Consider the following 15,046-nt stretch of genomic DNA (forward strand, 5'->3'; position numbering starts at 1 on the left):
CCGCCACGAATCTCCCCCTGCGATGAAAGTGGCGACTATGGATATCCCGCTCGGTCTTACCTTCGATGACGTGTTGCTGCGTCCGGCCGAAAGCGATGTCTTGCCGGGCATGGCCAACACAGCAACGCGGCTGACGCGCGACATTGTGCTCAACATTCCGGTGATTTCGGCTGCAATGGACACTGTGACCGAGGCGGACATGGCGATCGCCATGGCGCAGATGGGCGGCATCGGCGTACTTCATCGTAATCTCGAGATCGATCAGCAGTGTGCGGCAGTGCGCCAGGTCAAGCGCTTCGAGAGCGGCATGGTGGTCAACCCGATCACGATCAGCCCCGATGCAACGCTGGGCGATGCCCAGGCATTGATGCTGCAACATCGCATCAGCGGCATCCCGGTAACTGACCGCGACGGCAAGTTGGTGGGAATCCTGACCAATCGCGACGTGCGCTTTGCCGAAAACCCGATGCAGCCCGTGCGCGAACTGATGACAACCGATAACCTGGCGGTCGTGCCGCTTGGCACCGGGCAGGAAGAGGCGCGCCGCATGTTGCATCAGCGGCGGATCGAAAAGCTGTTGGTGGTTGACGAGAATTACCGCTGCATCGGACTGATCACGGTCAAGGACATGGAAAAGGCCGTGACCTACCCTGATGCGACCAAGGATGCCGCCGGGCGTTTGCGCGTTGCGGCGGCCACCACTGTGGGCGACAAGGGCTTTGCCCGGACTGAAGCGCTGGTTGACGCCGAGGTTGACGTGGTGGTGATCGACACCGCGCATGGACATAACAAGGACGTGGCGCGCGCGGTCGAGCGGGCCAAGCGGCTGTCCAATTCGGTGCAGGTTATTGCCGGTAATGTCGCCACTGCCGAGGCAACCCGCGCGCTGATTGACGCCGGGGCGGACGCGATCAAGGTGGGCATCGGGCCAGGCTCAATCTGCACCACGCGTGTGGTGGCCGGCGTGGGCGTGCCACAGCTGACCGCGATCATGGATTGCGCGGCCGAGGCCGCCAAATCTGGCGTGCCGGTGATCGCTGATGGGGGGCTTCGTACCAGCGGCGATGCAGCCAAGGCGCTGGCCGCCGGGGCTTCAACCATCATGGTCGGCTCGATGCTCGCGGGAACTGCGGAAAGCCCGGGCGAAACCTTTCTTTACCAGGGGCGCAGCTACAAGTCCTATCGCGGCATGGGCAGCGTGGGCGCGATGGCGCGCGGCAGTGCGGACCGCTATTTCCAGGCCGATGTTTCTGCCATGAAACTGGTGCCTGAGGGGATCGAAGGCCAGGTGCCGTTCAAGGGCCCCGCAGCAATTGTGGTTCACCAGCTTGTGGGCGGGATCAAGGCGGCGATGGGCTATACCGGATCGGCAACGATCGAAGAACTGCAGGCGCGGGCGCAATTCGTGCGGATTACCAATGCCGGGCTATCGGAAAGCCATGTCCATGACGTGGCGATCACGCGTGAGGCACCGAATTATCCGACGCGCTAGGGCCTTGAGGGACCGTGCGTTCCTGCGGAAGCAGGAACCCGTTGCGACACATGGGTGCTTGTGTGCGCTGGACTCCGGCTTTCGCCGGAGATCGCGGGATTTACAGTGACCCCCGCTGCACGAGTCCAGGCGGCGATCGAGCTGCTTGATGCGATTATCGATGCCGCAAAGCGAGAAGGCGCGCCGGCCGACCGGCTGATTTCGGACTGGGCGCGCGGCAATCGCTATGCCGGATCCAAGGATCGCCGTGCCGTGCGCGAGTTGGTCTATGCTGCGATCCGCGCTTGCGGGCCGGTGCCTGAAAATGGCCGCGCGGCTGTGCTGCGATTGGCCGAGGGAGATACGGCACTTCGCGCGTGCTTCGATGGCTCCAATTATGGCCCGGCGCCGATTGGCGAAAGTGATGAGCCGGCACAAGGCGGGATTGCGCCAGACTGGCTGATGGAGCGCCTTGCCGCCTCAGGCATTTCGGCAGGCGAGGCAGCAGCACTGATGGATCGCGCACCGCTCGATATTCGCGTCAACACGCTGAAGGCGGATCGTGCGGTTCTGGAGCTGCCTGAGGCAGGCGAATGGCTCGCGGCGCCGCAAGCGCTTCGTTTTGACGGCGGCACGCAGGTAGAGCAGTGGGCGCAGTATAAGGACGGCCAGATCGAGGTGCAGGATCACGGCAGCCAGATCGTCTGCCTCGCCTGCGATGCGAAACCGGGCGAAACCGTGATTGACCTGTGCGCCGGGGCGGGCGGAAAGACGCTGGCGCTCGCCGCGGCGATGCAGAATCAGGGGCGCCTGCTCGCCTGCGACATCGATCGGGGCCGCCTTTCGCGCCTTGCCCCGCGCGCCGGGCGGGCCGGTGCAGGCATGATCGAGACGCTGCTGCTCGATCCAGGGCATGAGCTTGACCGCCTGGCAGAATTTCACGCGGGGGCTGATCTCGTCCTGATTGACGCGCCGTGTTCGGGCACAGGCACCTGGCGGCGCAAGCCCGAGGCGAAATGGCGGCTCACTCCAGAGCGGTTGCAACGTTTTATGGAGACGCAAGACCGGTTGCTGGAGATAGCTGCGCGGCTAGTGAGGCCGGGTGGACGGATCGGTTTCGTTACATGCTCGCTGCTCGACGCCGAAGGCAAGGATCGGATCAGCGCATTTCTGGATCGGCATAAGGATTTCAAGCCGCTCGAATTAACCATGCCGCACGGCGGCCGCCAACATGGTGAAGGCGTCCGGCTGACGCCGTATCAAGACGGCACGGATGGATTTTTTGTCGCCTTGCTGGGTTTAGCATGTTAGCCAAATCGATTATGGCTGAACCTTCGGTCTTGAAGCACGCTGCCTTGAAGGAGCTGATCATGCGTTTCGCGCCCGCCGCCGCTGCCTTGTCACTTGCATTCGCGATCACCGCGAGCATGAGCCATGCCGGAGAGCGCGTGCCCGATCCGCGCGCTGCCGCCATGGTCGAACAGGGGCGGGCGGCATTGGCGCAAGGCGATGCGCAAGCGGCGATTGACGCGTTCGAGGCGGCATTGGCGCTCGATCCGGGCCATACGCCGATATTCCTTGAGTTGGCGCAAGTCGCGCGGACCGAGGAAATGCAGGGCAAGGCGATCCGCTATTACCGCGAAGCGCTTGCCCGCGATCCCGGCAATCTCGCCGCGCTTTCGGGCGAGGGCGAAGCTCTGGTGGAAAAGGGCGCGCTGGAGAAGGCCAAGCGCAAACTCGCCCAGCTTGAAAGCATCTGCGGCGAGAGCTGCCCCGAAGCGGTTGAGCTTGCCAGCGTGATTTCGCGCGGCGTCCCGCAGCCGCGCATGGCCGCCAGCGAAGCCGAGGGCGGCACGCCCAACTAACCTTTCGCGTCAGTCCAGCTGCGTTAGATGAGCGCGGCGAATTCCCGCACCACCGCACGGTAAACGTCGCGTTTGAACGGCACGATCATATCGGGGAGCTGCTGCGGCTCGATCCATTGCCAGGTCGCGAATTCGGGCGGGTTGTGCGCTTCCAGGTCCACATCCTCGTCATTGCCCTTGAACCGGCCCAGGAACCAATGCTGTTCCTGCCCGCGATACTTGCCGCCCCACAGCTTGCCGATCAGATCTTCGGGCAGGTCATAGCGCAGCGGCTCTTTGGTCCGGGCGATAATATCGACCAGATGTTCGCCGATCCCGGTTTCCTCCGCTAGTTCGCGCAGCGCGGCCATTGCCGTATCCTCGCCTGGATCGATCCCTCCCTGCGGCATTTGCCAGGCGCCAAGATGCTGCGAATCGATCCGCTGGCCAACAAACACCTTCCCCTGCCGATTGGCGAGCATGAAGCCAGCACAGGGCCGGTATGGCAGCAGGCTCATTCCTGTGCCGCCAGCATCAGCTTCATTGCAGCGAATACGCGTTCGAGATCCTTTTGGTAGCTGGGCACGGCCTGGCGCAGATTGGTGAAGCTGTGCGTTCCGCCTTTGACCTCGATGAATACGTGATCGACCCCTGCATTGCTCAATGCGGCGCCATAATCGCGGCCCGAATCGCGGATCGGGTCGAGGCTGGCGGTAACCAGCACCGTTGGCGGCGCGCATGAGTGATCGCCCAGGATCGGCATGGCGCGCGGATCGCCGCGATCGGGGGCATAGGCAGCGTCGAAATATTCGATCGATGCCTTTGTCAGGACAAATCCGTCGGCAAATTGCTCAAAACTCGCCGAACCGAAGGCATCACTGGCGAGCGGGAAAATCGGTACTTGCAGGAGCACCGGCACCGCGGCGGACTTTGCACCGAGCAATTGCGACACCACGATCGCGGCATTGCCACCCGCGCTATCGCCAATCGGCACGATACCGGTCGCCCCGCGTCCAAGCGCCTCAGGCGAACCGGCAATCCAGCGGGCAGCGGCCTCGCAATCCTCGATCGCGGCGGGGAAGGGGTGTTCGGGCGCGCGGCGATAGTGAGTCGCCACCACCGGCAAATCCATCTGGTGTGCAATCTCGGTGCACAAATTGTGGTGTGTATCAAGATCGCCGATCACGAATCCGCCGCCGTGGAAGAAGCAGATTACCGGGCCAGGCGCGCGGTTTTCGCGGCTGTCATAAAGCCGCAGGGCAATCTCGCCCGCCGGACCAGGGCATGAAAGCTCGCGAATCACCGCCAGATCGCGGGGCGGCGCATCGGCCATTGCGTGCAGCGCGACATAGCTCTGGCGCGCCTCCTCGAGCGACATTTCAGCGAGTGTAGGCCCGCCAATTCCGGCAAGAGCCTCGATAAAGGCTTTCACATCAGGGCGGACAAATGGTGTTTTAGTCGGTTTTTCAGCGGCCATCCGGTGCGCTCTCCAGTTGTTCTTTTCGACAGGTTAGTGGCGTGTGCGGTGCATTTCTACTCGACATTTGTCATACGAAGAGAAAAACTTCATTGCGGGAGAAGGAACCGAGGAATAGGTGGCCTTTAGCAATGCACAAGCGCCCGCAATCGGGCGCGCGACAAGGAATGCACATGGCGACCCAGGCCGCTCATACGCCGCCCGAAGCGGCACTTCACCAACAACCTGATGCCGTGGTGGTCCGCTTTGCGGGCGATAGCGGCGACGGGATGCAGTTGACCGGCGGGCAATTTACGCTTTCGACCGCGCTGGCAGGCAATGATCTCGCCACTTTTCCCGATTTTCCGGCGGAGATCCGCGCGCCGCAAGGCACGCTGTTCGGCGTATCCGCATTCCAGATCAATTTCGGCAGCCGCGAGATCGACACTGCGGGCGATGCCCCCGATGTGCTGGTGGCGATGAACCCGGCGGCGCTGAAAACCAATCTTTCCGCGCTGAAGCCGGGCGGGCTGATCATTGCCGACACCGGCGAATTCACCAAGCGCAATCTCGACAAGGCGAAATACAAGGCCAACCCGCTGGAAGACGGGAGCCTGGCCAAGTATGATTTGCTGGCGTTCGATATCAGCGCGCTGACGATCGAAGCGGTCAAGCCGTTTGGGCTGGGCAACAAGGATGCGCTGCGCAGCAAGAACATGTGGACGCTGGGCTTGGCGCTGTGGATGTTCGACCGTTCGCGGGAGCCTATCCACGAGTGGCTGCGGGCAAAGTTCAAGTCCAAGCCGGATATTGCAGACGCCAATATCGCCGCGCTCGACGCCGGCCATGCCTATGGCGAGACGGCTGAGCTGTCCGGCCCGCTCAAGCAGCTGCATTTGCCGCCGGTGCCGACGGAGGCCGGGCTCTATCGCACCATAACGGGGGCGGAATCGGTTTCGCTGGGCCTCGTCGCAGGGGCACAGCTGGCCGGCCTGCCGATGTTCTTCGGCGGCTATCCGATCACGCCTGCCAGCGCGATCCTGCACCATCTTGCCCGGCTCAAGGAATACAACGTCACCACCTTCCAGGCGGAAGACGAGATCGCCGCGATCTGCGCCGCGATCGGCGCCAGCTATGCCGGCAGCCTTGGCGTAACCAGCTCATCGGGCCCCGGCATTGCGCTGAAGGGTGAGGCAATGGGCCTTGCCATCATGACCGAGCTGCCGCTGGTGATCGTCAATTCGCAGCGCGGCGGGCCGTCCACCGGTCTTCCGACCAAGACCGAGCAGAGCGATCTCTACCAGGCCGTCTATGGCCGCAATGGCGATGCGCCGATGCCGGTGATTGCTGCGTGCAGCCCCAGCGATGCGTTCGAATGTGCGATCGAGGCCTGCCGCATAGCGACCCAGTACATGACGCCGGTGATGCTGCTGACCGATGGCTATATCGCCAATGCTGCCGAGCCGTGGAAAGTGCCCGATCCGGCCAGTTTCGAGCCGTTCCCCGCCAACTTCCTGGCGGAGAAGAACGGGCCTGCCAATGAGAGTGGGGATGCCACTCTGCTGCCCTACAAGCGCGACAGCAAGGGCGCGCGGCCCTGGATCAAGCCCGGCACGCCAGGCCTGATGCACCGCATTGGCGGGATCGAGAAGCAGGTCGACACCGGCCATCTCGATTATTCGCCTGACAACCACCAGGCGATGACCGATGCGCGCCAGGCGAAAGTGCTGAACATTTCGGTGCCCGATCAGGCGGTGAGCCTGGGCGAAGCGGGTGGCAAGCTGGCGGTGGTCGGCTGGGGCAGCACTTATGGGCCGATCCATCAGGCGGTGCGCCGGGCGAGGGCCAAGGGGCTGGACGTCAGCCATATCCATGTGCGCCATATCTGGCCGCTTCCCGGCAATCTGGGTGAGCTGCTCAAGAGCTATGAAAAGGTGCTGGTGCCTGAAATGAACACCGGCCAGTTCAAAACCGTGCTGCGCGACCAGTATCTGGTCGATGCACAGCCGCTCAATAAAACGAGCGGGCAACCATTCTATATCCACGAGTTAGAAGAAGCGATCGAGGAGGCTTTGGCATGAACGCTCCAACCAAGATCGAGACCACGCTCAAGGATTGGGAAACCGACCAGGAAGTGCGCTGGTGCCCCGGCTGCGGCGACTACGCCATCCTGAAGGCGGTGCAGCGCACGCTGCCGCAATTGGGCGCTGACCCTTCCAACACCTGCTTCATCAGCGGGATCGGCTGTTCCAGCCGCTTTCCCTATTACATGGAGACTTACGGTTTCCACACCATCCATGGCCGCGCACCTGCGGTTGCCACGGGGGTGAAGCTGGCCAATCCCGATCTCGACGTGTGGCTGGTGACGGGCGACGGCGACGGGCTGTCGATCGGCGGCAACCACATGCTGCATGTGCTGCGCCGCAATGTGAACATGCAGATAATGCTGTTCAACAATGAGATCTACGGTCTCACCAAGGGGCAGTATTCGCCCACCAGCCGTATCGGCACGCGCAGCCCCTCGACCCCGATTGGATCGGTGGACCGGCCCGCCAATCCTTGCGCCTTTGCACTGGGTGCGGGCGCGCGCTTTGTCGGGCGCGGGTTCGACGTATCGAAGAACCTGCCCGATGTGCTCAAGGCCGCGCATGCCCACCAGGGCGCCGCTTTCATCGAGATCTTCCAGAACTGCATCGTCTACAACAAGGATGTGTTCAACGATTTTGCCGCGCCCAAGGGGGCGGAGGATCGCCAGCTCTGGCTCGAGAACGGGCAGCCGATGCTGTTCGACGGCGGCACCAAGGGAATTGCGCTCGACAAGGACAATCTCTGCCTCAAGGTAGTGGATGTGGCAGACGGCAATTGGGAAGCGGCGGGCGTGATCGTGCACGATGTCACCAACCGTTCGATCGCGCATATGCTGGTCGAGCTGCCGTTCGGCCCGTTCCCGATGGCGCTGGGCGTGCTCTATGACGATCCGCGCCCGACCTTCGAGATGGGCGTGGCCGGAGAACGCGAGCGTGCGACATCCGGCAAACAGGCGAACCTCGCCAAGCTGCTTGGCTCTGGCCAGACCTGGACGGTTCACGGCGAGGATGGACATCCGGCTTGATTTTTATCTCACGCAAAGGCGCAAAGGCGCTAAGAGGTTTGCGTGGATATTGAAGAACTTGCCAAACAAGCGGTTGATTGCGGATTCAAGCTTCACAAGGAGCTTGGGCCCGGGATGCTTGAGTCCGTTTATGAAGTCCTGATGGCAGAGGTATTGCGAGAGCGTGGCATCAGGGTGCAGCGTCAAGTGGTGGTCCCGATCAAGTATAAAGGCGTTGTCATTGACAACGCCTTTCGCATCGACCTGCTGGTTGAAGAGCGCCTTGTGATCGAGCTCAAGTCGACTGAGCGCGACAGCGCTCTCTATCCCAAGCAACTCCTGACATACCTGCGATTAATGGAACTACCGCTCGGTTTGCTGATGAATTTTGGTCAGGAAACCTTCAAGCAGGGGATCAAACGTATCGTCAACAACCATCGCGAAGCAGTGTTGCCCCCTTCTTAGCGCCTTTGCGCCTTTGCGTGAGAAACTGAATCGTCATCAAGTAGCGGTTGCGAAGCACAGCCGAAGGGTTAACCGATAGGACAAACAAAACCGCATGGACAATATCACCCATAGCCTTGTCGGCGCGCTGATCGGGCAGGCCGGGCTCAAGCGCAAGACGGGGCTGGCTATGCCTGCGCTGATCGTGGGCGCGAACCTGCCCGATGTCGATGCGGCGTGTTTCTTCTGGCTGGAGGGGGTGGAGCACCTCGGCTTCCGCCGTGGGATTACGCACGGCCCGCCCGCGCTGGTGCTGCTGCCGCTGATCCTGGCGGGGCTGCTGTATGGTTTCGACCGCTGGCAGGCAAAGCGAGGTACGCGGCCAAAGGGGCGGCTGCCGGTGCATTTCGGCTGGCTTTACGGCCTTGCCTTCATCGGCTGCCTGACCCACCCGGCGCTCGACTGGCTCAACGTCTACGGCATTCGCTTGTTGGAGCCGTTTTCCAGCCAGTGGTTCTATGGCGATACGCTGTTCATCATTGATGTGTGGCTGTGGGCACTGATGGGCTTCGCCACGTGGTTTTCGCTCCGGCGGGAGAAGCGGGGTGGGGAGTGGATGCGGCCTGCGCGGATCGCAATGGTAGTGGCGCTGGGGTATATTGGGTTGAATTGGGCGATAACGTCCTCGGCAGAGCACAACGCTAGAAATGAAATGTTGGGATTTGGGGTTGAGCCTGAAACGATTATAGCCAGCCCGCTGCCCCTCGCTTTTTGGGAGCGAGAGTTGCTGCTCGGCGGCAACGGTTATTGGGGCGAGTTTGATGGTCAAGCGGGCACCCACTCGGGTGTCAAAATTTCCGATCTAACCGACGAATTTTGTGACCTTGAAAAGGCCATCGAAAAGGCCATCGACGGAGCAAGCGAAACTAAGGAGCTTACCGCCTTCCTCTTCTGGTCGCGGGCACCCTTTGCCGAACGCGCGGGGGACGGCTCCGTCATCCTCCGCGATGCCCGCTTCTACGATCCCCGCGCGCGGGACCGGTTCTCGGTCGCGCTGCCGGATGTGAAGTGTGAGGAACTTTCCGCCAATTGAGCCGTCATTGCGAGCGAAGCGAAGCAATCCAGAGCGTCTCGCACTCCGCTCTGGATTGCCGCGGCGACTGCGTCGCCTCGCAATGACGTAAGGGGGGATTGCGAGATATGAGACCATGACCAACCCCCAGATCGTTTGGCTGCGGCGCGATTTGCGCCTGGCCGATAACCCCGCGCTATATCATGCTGCCAAGGCTGGGCCGGTGATCGCGGTCTACGTGCTCGACGACGCGCGGGCCAAGGGGCATGCCTATGGTGGTGCCTCGCGTTGGTGGCTGCACCATTCGCTTGAGAGCCTTGGGCGCGCGCTGGCAGAGCGGGGCAGCCGCCTGATCCTGCGGCGCGGCGATGCGGTGGAGGAACTGGTCAAGCTTGCGTTGGAAGTGGGCGTGACCACGGTCCACGCCAACCGCCATTACGAACCGTGGTGGCGCAAGGCGCAGGGCGAGCTGGCGGAGCGGCTCGACCTCCAGCTCCACGACGCGAACTACCTGCTCCCGCCCGGTGCAGTGACCACCGGATCGGGCACACCGTACAAGATCTACACCCCGTTTGCGAAGGCGACGCTGGAACTGCTCCCCCCGCGCGACGCATTGCCTGCGCCGGATACGCTTACCACTCCTGCCAAATGGTCCGCCAGCGATGTGCTGGAGGACTGGAACCTGCTCCCGACGCGCCCCGACTGGGCGGGTGGGATGCGCAATTTCTGGCAGGTGGGCGAGGCTGCGGCGCACGCACGGCTCGAATGGTGGGCCGATCACGTTGCCGACTACGACGAAGGCCGGAACTTTCCCTCGGTCGACAAGACCAGTCAGCTTTCGCCGCACCTGCACTTCGGCGAGATCAGCCCGGTGCAGGTGTGGCATGCGCTTGCCTCAAAGCGCTCCAACGGGTGGAAGACCTTCGAGAAGGAGCTGATCTGGCGCGACTATGCCCAGAACGTGATCTGCCAGTTCCCCGCCTACGCCACGCAGAGCTATCGCGACGAATTCGACAAGCTCGCATGGCGCGATCCAGCCACCGATCCGCAGGCCGCCGCCGATCTCAAGGCGTGGCGGCAGGGCATGACCGGCTATCCCATCGTCGATGCCGGGATGCGCCAGCTGTGGAAGACCGGCTGGATGCACAACCGCGTGCGCATGATCGCAGCCAGCTTCCTCATCAAGCACCTGCTGATCGACTGGCGCGCGGGCGAAAAGTGGTTCTGGGACACGCTGGTCGATGCCGATTACGCCAGCAACGCCGCCAACTGGCAGTGGGTGGCGGGCACGGGAGTCGATTCCAACATGTTCGTGCGGATCATGGCCCCGCTCAGCCAGAGCGAGAAGTTCGATGCGGCGGGCTATATCCGCACCTATGTGCCCGAGCTGGGCGGGCTGAATGAACCCTTCATCCATGACCCGCCCGACGATATGCGCGGACGCTATCCGGCGAAGATCATCGGCCACAGGGAGGGGCGCGAACGCGCACTGGGGGCATACCGCAAAATGAAGGATTGCTAGGCTTGCCTGCCATGGGTTCGCCCAATAGGGTCGGGCCGAAAATGCATTAGGGGAGAGAAGAATGCGGGTTTGGGTAAGCAGCGCCGCCATCGCGCTGGCATTGGCGGGGTGTACGGCAAGCTATGTGGGCGAGGCAGGGCAGGCAGCACCCGCTGCCGATGCGGTCACCCTGGTGAGCCCGCCGCCGCGTGATCCCTCTGAATTGCAGGTGCTGTTCTGGAACGACGAGCAGCGCTCCAAACGTTTTCGCGCGATGGAGGAATGGTTCCCCGGCCACGAAATTGTGCCCGCGCCAGAGCCGCGCGTTCTGCCCGATGGCCCGCCGCTTAGTCCGGGTATCGCGGGCGACATCCGCGCCTTCATGCAAAGAACCGATGCTGCGGGCGTGATGGTCCTGCAGGACGGGAAGAAGCGCTTTGAGGCCTATCGCCTTGGCTTTGGCCCCAAACAACGCTGGACGAGCTTCTCCGTCGCCAAGAGCTTCACCTCGACATTGCTCGGGGCAGCGGTGCGGGACGGCTTTGTTGCGAGCATGGACGACCCGGTGACGCGCTATATCCCCGCGCTCAAAGGCTCGGGCTATGACGGCGTGACGGTGGAGCAGCTTGCCACCATGACCTCGGGCGTGAAGTGGAACGAGGATTACGCCGATCCAAACAGCGACGTCGCGCAAATGAACCGTTTTGTGCTCGAGTACGGGCCCGATGCGATCGTGGCGCAGATGCGCGAGCTGGAGCGCGAGGCTCCGGCCGGCGAAAAATGGGTCTACAAGACCGGCGAGACGAACCTGCTTGGAATGCTGGTTGAGAACGCCGTGGGATTGCCGATGGCCGATTACGCCAAGGACAAGATCGTTGATCCGGCGGGGTTTGCAGGCGGCATGTTCTGGATGACCGACCCGCGTGGGGGCAACATCGGCGGTTGCTGCATATCATTGCGGCTGGCCGATTATGCCCGGATGGGGCAGTTCGCGCTCGAGGGCGGCAATGGCGTGGTGCCCGAAGGATGGTTCACGAGTGCAGGAAGCGCTCTGGTAGATTTCGGCAATGGCGGTTTTGGCTATGGCTATCAGTGGTGGGCCTATCCAGGGGCGGATTATGGCGCGCAGGGGATCTTTGGCCAGGCGATAACCATTCTGCCCGAAGAGCGAATGGTGCTCGCGGTTGTCAGCAATTGGCCTGTCGCCAGCAATCCGCCGTACCGCGCAGAATGGCTGGCGCTGACAAGGAAAATCGCCGCAGCCGACTAGGTGTCAGCGGCGGCGATTATTTTAGGCGATAATCTGGCGGCACCGGCCTAGCTGGCGCTGCGGTACATGCCCGTGTTCGCGTAACGTTGCATGATGTTGTCATGCACGATCGGGCTCAGCAGTTCGCTAAATGCGCAGCCGACAATGCAATTGTCCCACCAGACGACCTGTGCCTGAAGCGATTCGAGCCCGGGCAGGGTCAGCCAGCAAATCTGGCCTTCGTGCATGCGGTTGATCGAAGCGGCCGAAAAGCCGGATATCGAAAGGTCATGCACCACACTCTGAAAGGCGCGGCCACCCGACGCGCGCAGCGTTGCGGGAATGGTGAGTTTGGTGCGGGGCGCGCAGCGATCTTCCTGCGCTGCGAGATGGTAGCGATCTTGCGTCGTTTGCATCACGAAATTCCTCAATCAGCGTATCTGACCTGACCCCGGCAGAATGCAACGAACCCGCACCTTGCGGCGCATTCCTGGCGTCAGGCTTCACACACGTTGACCGATCGCGGTTACCAAGCCGTTTCGGGGCATGGTTACCGGGCCTTTAACACCTGGTTTTTCAGTAATTTCAGTGCTCTATGCGTTCACGATGCGCGGTCGGGAAGTCGCTTTGCAGCAATGACAGCAGATGCGCCGCGACGTCTTCCGGCGGCTTGACCGTTTCGGGATCTTCACCCGGATAAGCCTTGGCGCGCATGGCAGTTCGAGTGGCGCCTGGATCAATGATAGCGATACGGATTTTCGAAATCTTTTCAACTTCCTGTGCGTAACAGCTCAGAAGATTATCGAACGCTGCCTTGGTCGATCCATAAGCGCCCCAATAAGCCCGGGGCGCGGCGCCAACGCTGCTGGTAAGGCCAATGACACGCGCGGCATCTGCGCGTTTCAGCATCGGGTCGAATGCCGCCAGCAGCGCCTGGGTCGCCAGGACATTGAGGTTGAGTGCCTGGTTGAACTGCTTGGCGTCAATCTGCGTCATCGGCGTCAGGGTGGGCAGATAGGCAGCGGCAAGCACCATGATATCAAGCTTGTCCCACCGCCCGGAGATGGCAGAGGCAAGGCGTCCGATCGAATCGGGTTCGGTCAGGTCAAGCGGGGCAATGGTTGATGTGCCGCCATCCTCATGGATCGCATCCTCAACCTCTTCCAGCGCTTTGACGTCACGCCCGACCAGAACGACATGCGCGCCTTGCGCGGCCAGCCCCCTGGCCACAGCAGCGCCGATACCCTTGCTTGCGCCGGTGACAAGCGCAAGCTTGCCGTCGAAAACCTTGCTGGTTGCCATCGGTCAAGCCGCCTTGTGATCTGGGAACGAGAGCTGCGCCGCTTCACTTTCGCTGGCGGCCCGGTCGGTCAGCGAAGTGGGGTAATCACCGGTGAAGCAGGCGTCGCAGAATTGCGGACAACCATTGTCGCGGCGCTTCGCGCCCACTGCCCGGTAAAGCCCATCGATCGAAACGAAGGCGAGGCTGTCCGCCTTGATGAATTCGCGCATTGGCTCGAGGTCCATCCGCGCCGCCAGCAACTTGCTGCGCTCGGGGGTATCGACACCATAGAAACAGCTGTGGGCAGTGGGCGGGCTGGCCACCCGGAAATGCACCTCGCTTGCGCCAGCCTCGCGCATCATCTCGACAATTTTCATCGAGGTGGTTCCGCGCACGATCGAATCGTCAATCAGGACAATCCGCTTGCCCTGCACAAGACCGCGATTGGCATTATGCTTTCGCTTGACGCCTGAATGCCGTGCGCCGTCGGATGGCTGGATGAAAGTGCGCCCGACATAATGCGAGCGGATTATGCCAAGCTCGAACGGTACGCCCGATTGCTGGGCATATCCAATCGCTGCGGGAACTCCGCTGTCGGGCACAGGAACCACGAAATCGGCCTCTACCGGGCTTTCGATTGCAAGCTGTTTGCCGATCGCCTTGCGGGCTTCGTAGACCGTATGGCCTGCGAATATCGAATCGGGCCTGCTGAAATAAACGTGCTCGAAAATGCAGGGGCGCGGGCTGTGCCGCCCGAACGGATGCAGCGAGTGGATCGCGCCATCAAGATCCACCCGGATCAGCTCGCCCGCCTCAACCTCGCGCACGAACTCTGCGCCTACCACGTCAAACGCAACTGTTTCGCTGGCGAACACGACTGCATCGCCCATCCGGCCCATCACCAAGGGGCGAATGCCCAGCGGATCGCGGCACGCCATCATGCCCTCTGGCGTCATCACCACCAGCGCATAGGCACCCTCCACCAGTCTCAGCGCATCGATCAGGCGATCGACCATCGTCGGATAACGGCTGGTGGCGACGAGGTGGATGATCACTTCCGTGTCGGAGGTCGACTGGAAGATTGCGCCGTTCTGTACCAGTTCGCTGCGCAGCTTCTGCGCGTTGGAGATATTGCCATTGTGCGATACCGCAAAGCCGCCGCTGGCAAGATCGGCATAGAGCGGCTGTACATTGCGCAGCCCGGCACCCCCTGTTGTCGAATAACGCACATGACCGGCCGCCATCGAGCCAGGCAATTCGGCGATCGCTCCGGGCGAGGAGAAATTCTCCGCCACATGGCCAAGGCCGCGGCGGGAATAGAATTCCCTGCCATCGAAGCTTGTGATTCCGGCGGCTTCCTGCCCGCGGTGCTGCAATGCGTGCAGCCCCAGCGCGGTTAGCGCAGCCGCATCCGTCGCGTTGATCGCGCCAAAGACGCCGCATTCCTCACGCAGCTTGTCTCCATCTACGTCGAGGAAAGGGTGAGTCCAATTCATCGCCCTGGTCATCTTAAACGCCTGCCTGCTGAAGCGTGCCCTGTCTGTGGGCGGGTCAATGGCGATGTTACGGCCCGATTACAAGCCCGATCTCCGGTACGCAGCCTGCCCCGCCACAAGCTTTTGCTAGGGAAAGTACG

General features: G+C 62.1%; 14 protein-coding genes. 9 read left to right on the forward strand and 5 right to left on the reverse strand.

Annotation, left to right across the window (positions count from 1 at the left end):
• The first annotated feature begins 37 nt into the window (after positions 1–37).
• The 3 genes from guaB (at position 38) to ACX3VQ_RS12400 (ending at position 3,336) form a co-directional block, all read left to right on the forward strand.
• A complete protein-coding gene (guaB, locus tag ACX3VQ_RS12390; protein ID WP_462572586.1) occupies positions 38–1,492 on the forward strand; it encodes an IMP dehydrogenase in 1,455 nt (484 codons plus the stop codon).
• Positions 1,493–1,597: 105 nt separating this feature from the next.
• On the forward strand, positions 1,598–2,782 hold the full coding sequence (locus ACX3VQ_RS12395; protein WP_462581361.1) for an RsmB/NOP family class I SAM-dependent RNA methyltransferase: 1,185 nt from the start codon (positions 1,598–1,600) through the stop codon (positions 2,780–2,782).
• 59 nt (positions 2,783–2,841) lie between these two features.
• Positions 2,842–3,336 carry a tetratricopeptide repeat protein gene (locus ACX3VQ_RS12400; protein ID WP_462581362.1) on the forward strand — a complete coding sequence of 165 codons (495 nt, stop codon included), beginning with the start codon at positions 2,842–2,844 and terminating at the stop codon, positions 3,334–3,336.
• Between the two features lie 23 nt (positions 3,337–3,359).
• On the opposite strand, the gene ACX3VQ_RS12405 is transcribed toward ACX3VQ_RS12400, so the two are convergent.
• On the reverse strand, positions 3,360–3,833 hold the full coding sequence (locus ACX3VQ_RS12405; RefSeq protein WP_462581363.1) for an RNA pyrophosphohydrolase: 474 nt from the start codon (positions 3,831–3,833) through the stop codon (positions 3,360–3,362).
• The gene (locus ACX3VQ_RS12410) at positions 3,830–4,792 is read right to left on the reverse strand and encodes an alpha/beta hydrolase (protein WP_462581364.1); all 963 of its coding nucleotides are present in this window, start codon (positions 4,790–4,792) and stop codon (positions 3,830–3,832) included. Before ACX3VQ_RS12410 ends, ACX3VQ_RS12405 begins: the two co-directional genes overlap by 4 nt.
• Positions 4,793–4,965: 173 nt before the next feature.
• Here ACX3VQ_RS12410 and ACX3VQ_RS12415 point away from each other — a divergent pair, with 173 nt between their 5' ends.
• The 6 genes from ACX3VQ_RS12415 to ACX3VQ_RS12440 all read left to right on the forward strand — a co-directional run bounded on the left by ACX3VQ_RS12415 (position 4,966) and on the right by ACX3VQ_RS12440 (position 12,149).
• Entirely contained in the window at positions 4,966–6,852 is a 1,887-nt protein-coding gene (locus ACX3VQ_RS12415) for a 2-oxoacid:acceptor oxidoreductase subunit alpha (RefSeq protein ID WP_462581365.1), read from the forward strand.
• The gene (locus tag ACX3VQ_RS12420; RefSeq protein WP_462581366.1) at positions 6,849–7,883 is read left to right on the forward strand and encodes a 2-oxoacid:ferredoxin oxidoreductase subunit beta; all 1,035 of its coding nucleotides are present in this window, start codon (positions 6,849–6,851) and stop codon (positions 7,881–7,883) included. The genes ACX3VQ_RS12415 and ACX3VQ_RS12420 overlap by 4 nt, the downstream gene beginning before the upstream one ends.
• 42 nt (positions 7,884–7,925) lie before the next feature.
• Positions 7,926–8,327, forward strand: coding sequence for a GxxExxY protein (locus ACX3VQ_RS12425; RefSeq protein ID WP_462581367.1), 402 nt, complete (start codon positions 7,926–7,928; stop codon positions 8,325–8,327).
• 94 nt (positions 8,328–8,421) lie between these two features.
• The gene (locus ACX3VQ_RS12430; RefSeq protein WP_462581368.1) at positions 8,422–9,399 is read left to right on the forward strand and encodes a metal-dependent hydrolase; all 978 of its coding nucleotides are present in this window, start codon (positions 8,422–8,424) and stop codon (positions 9,397–9,399) included.
• Between the two features lie 115 nt (positions 9,400–9,514).
• Complete coding sequence (locus ACX3VQ_RS12435) at positions 9,515–10,900, forward strand: cryptochrome/photolyase family protein (RefSeq protein ID WP_462581369.1); 1,386 nt, start codon at positions 9,515–9,517, stop codon at positions 10,898–10,900.
• Positions 10,901–10,961: 61 nt separating this feature from the next.
• Positions 10,962–12,149, forward strand: a complete 1,188-nt coding sequence (locus ACX3VQ_RS12440) for a serine hydrolase domain-containing protein (RefSeq protein WP_462572349.1) — start codon at positions 10,962–10,964, stop codon at positions 12,147–12,149.
• A gap of 47 nt (positions 12,150–12,196) precedes the next feature.
• Here the strand turns inward: ACX3VQ_RS12440 and ACX3VQ_RS12445 are convergent, their stop codons facing one another.
• From ACX3VQ_RS12445 to purF, 3 genes are all read right to left on the reverse strand, one after another.
• A complete protein-coding gene (locus ACX3VQ_RS12445; RefSeq protein WP_462572348.1) occupies positions 12,197–12,544 on the reverse strand; it encodes a PilZ domain-containing protein in 348 nt (115 codons plus the stop codon).
• A 169-nt stretch (positions 12,545–12,713) separates the two neighbouring features.
• Positions 12,714–13,430 (reverse strand): SDR family NAD(P)-dependent oxidoreductase, encoded by a 717-nt coding sequence (locus ACX3VQ_RS12450; RefSeq protein ID WP_462572347.1) that lies wholly within the window; start codon positions 13,428–13,430, stop codon positions 12,714–12,716.
• A gap of 3 nt (positions 13,431–13,433) precedes the next feature.
• The gene (gene purF, locus ACX3VQ_RS12455; protein ID WP_462572585.1) at positions 13,434–14,906 is read right to left on the reverse strand and encodes an amidophosphoribosyltransferase; all 1,473 of its coding nucleotides are present in this window, start codon (positions 14,904–14,906) and stop codon (positions 13,434–13,436) included.
• Positions 14,907–15,046 lie beyond the last annotated feature (140 nt).

The organism is Altererythrobacter chaiwopuensis, assembly GCF_054957735.1.

Bases quoted from the DNA above. Each gene is read 5' to 3' on its own strand.
- guaB (WP_462572586.1), top strand. From the start codon at position 38: ATGGATATCCCGCTCGGTCTTACCTTCGATGACGTGTTGCTGCGTCCG.
- ACX3VQ_RS12400 (WP_462581362.1), top strand. From the start codon at position 2,842: ATGCGTTTCGCGCCCGCCGCCGCTGCCTTGTCACTTGCATTCGCGATC.
- ACX3VQ_RS12405 (WP_462581363.1), bottom strand. From the start codon at position 3,833: ATGAGCCTGCTGCCATACCGGCCCTGTGCTGGCTTCATGCTCGCCAAT.
- ACX3VQ_RS12410 (WP_462581364.1), bottom strand. From the start codon at position 4,792: ATGGCCGCTGAAAAACCGACTAAAACACCATTTGTCCGCCCTGATGTG.
- ACX3VQ_RS12415 (WP_462581365.1), top strand. From the start codon at position 4,966: ATGGCGACCCAGGCCGCTCATACGCCGCCCGAAGCGGCACTTCACCAA.
- ACX3VQ_RS12420 (WP_462581366.1), top strand. From the start codon at position 6,849: ATGAACGCTCCAACCAAGATCGAGACCACGCTCAAGGATTGGGAAACC.
- ACX3VQ_RS12430 (WP_462581368.1), top strand. From the start codon at position 8,422: ATGGACAATATCACCCATAGCCTTGTCGGCGCGCTGATCGGGCAGGCC.
- ACX3VQ_RS12435 (WP_462581369.1), top strand. From the start codon at position 9,515: ATGACCAACCCCCAGATCGTTTGGCTGCGGCGCGATTTGCGCCTGGCC.
- ACX3VQ_RS12440 (WP_462572349.1), top strand. From the start codon at position 10,962: ATGCGGGTTTGGGTAAGCAGCGCCGCCATCGCGCTGGCATTGGCGGGG.
- ACX3VQ_RS12445 (WP_462572348.1), bottom strand. From the start codon at position 12,544: ATGCAAACGACGCAAGATCGCTACCATCTCGCAGCGCAGGAAGATCGC.
- ACX3VQ_RS12450 (WP_462572347.1), bottom strand. From the start codon at position 13,430: ATGGCAACCAGCAAGGTTTTCGACGGCAAGCTTGCGCTTGTCACCGGC.
- purF (WP_462572585.1), bottom strand. From the start codon at position 14,906: ATGAATTGGACTCACCCTTTCCTCGACGTAGATGGAGACAAGCTGCGT.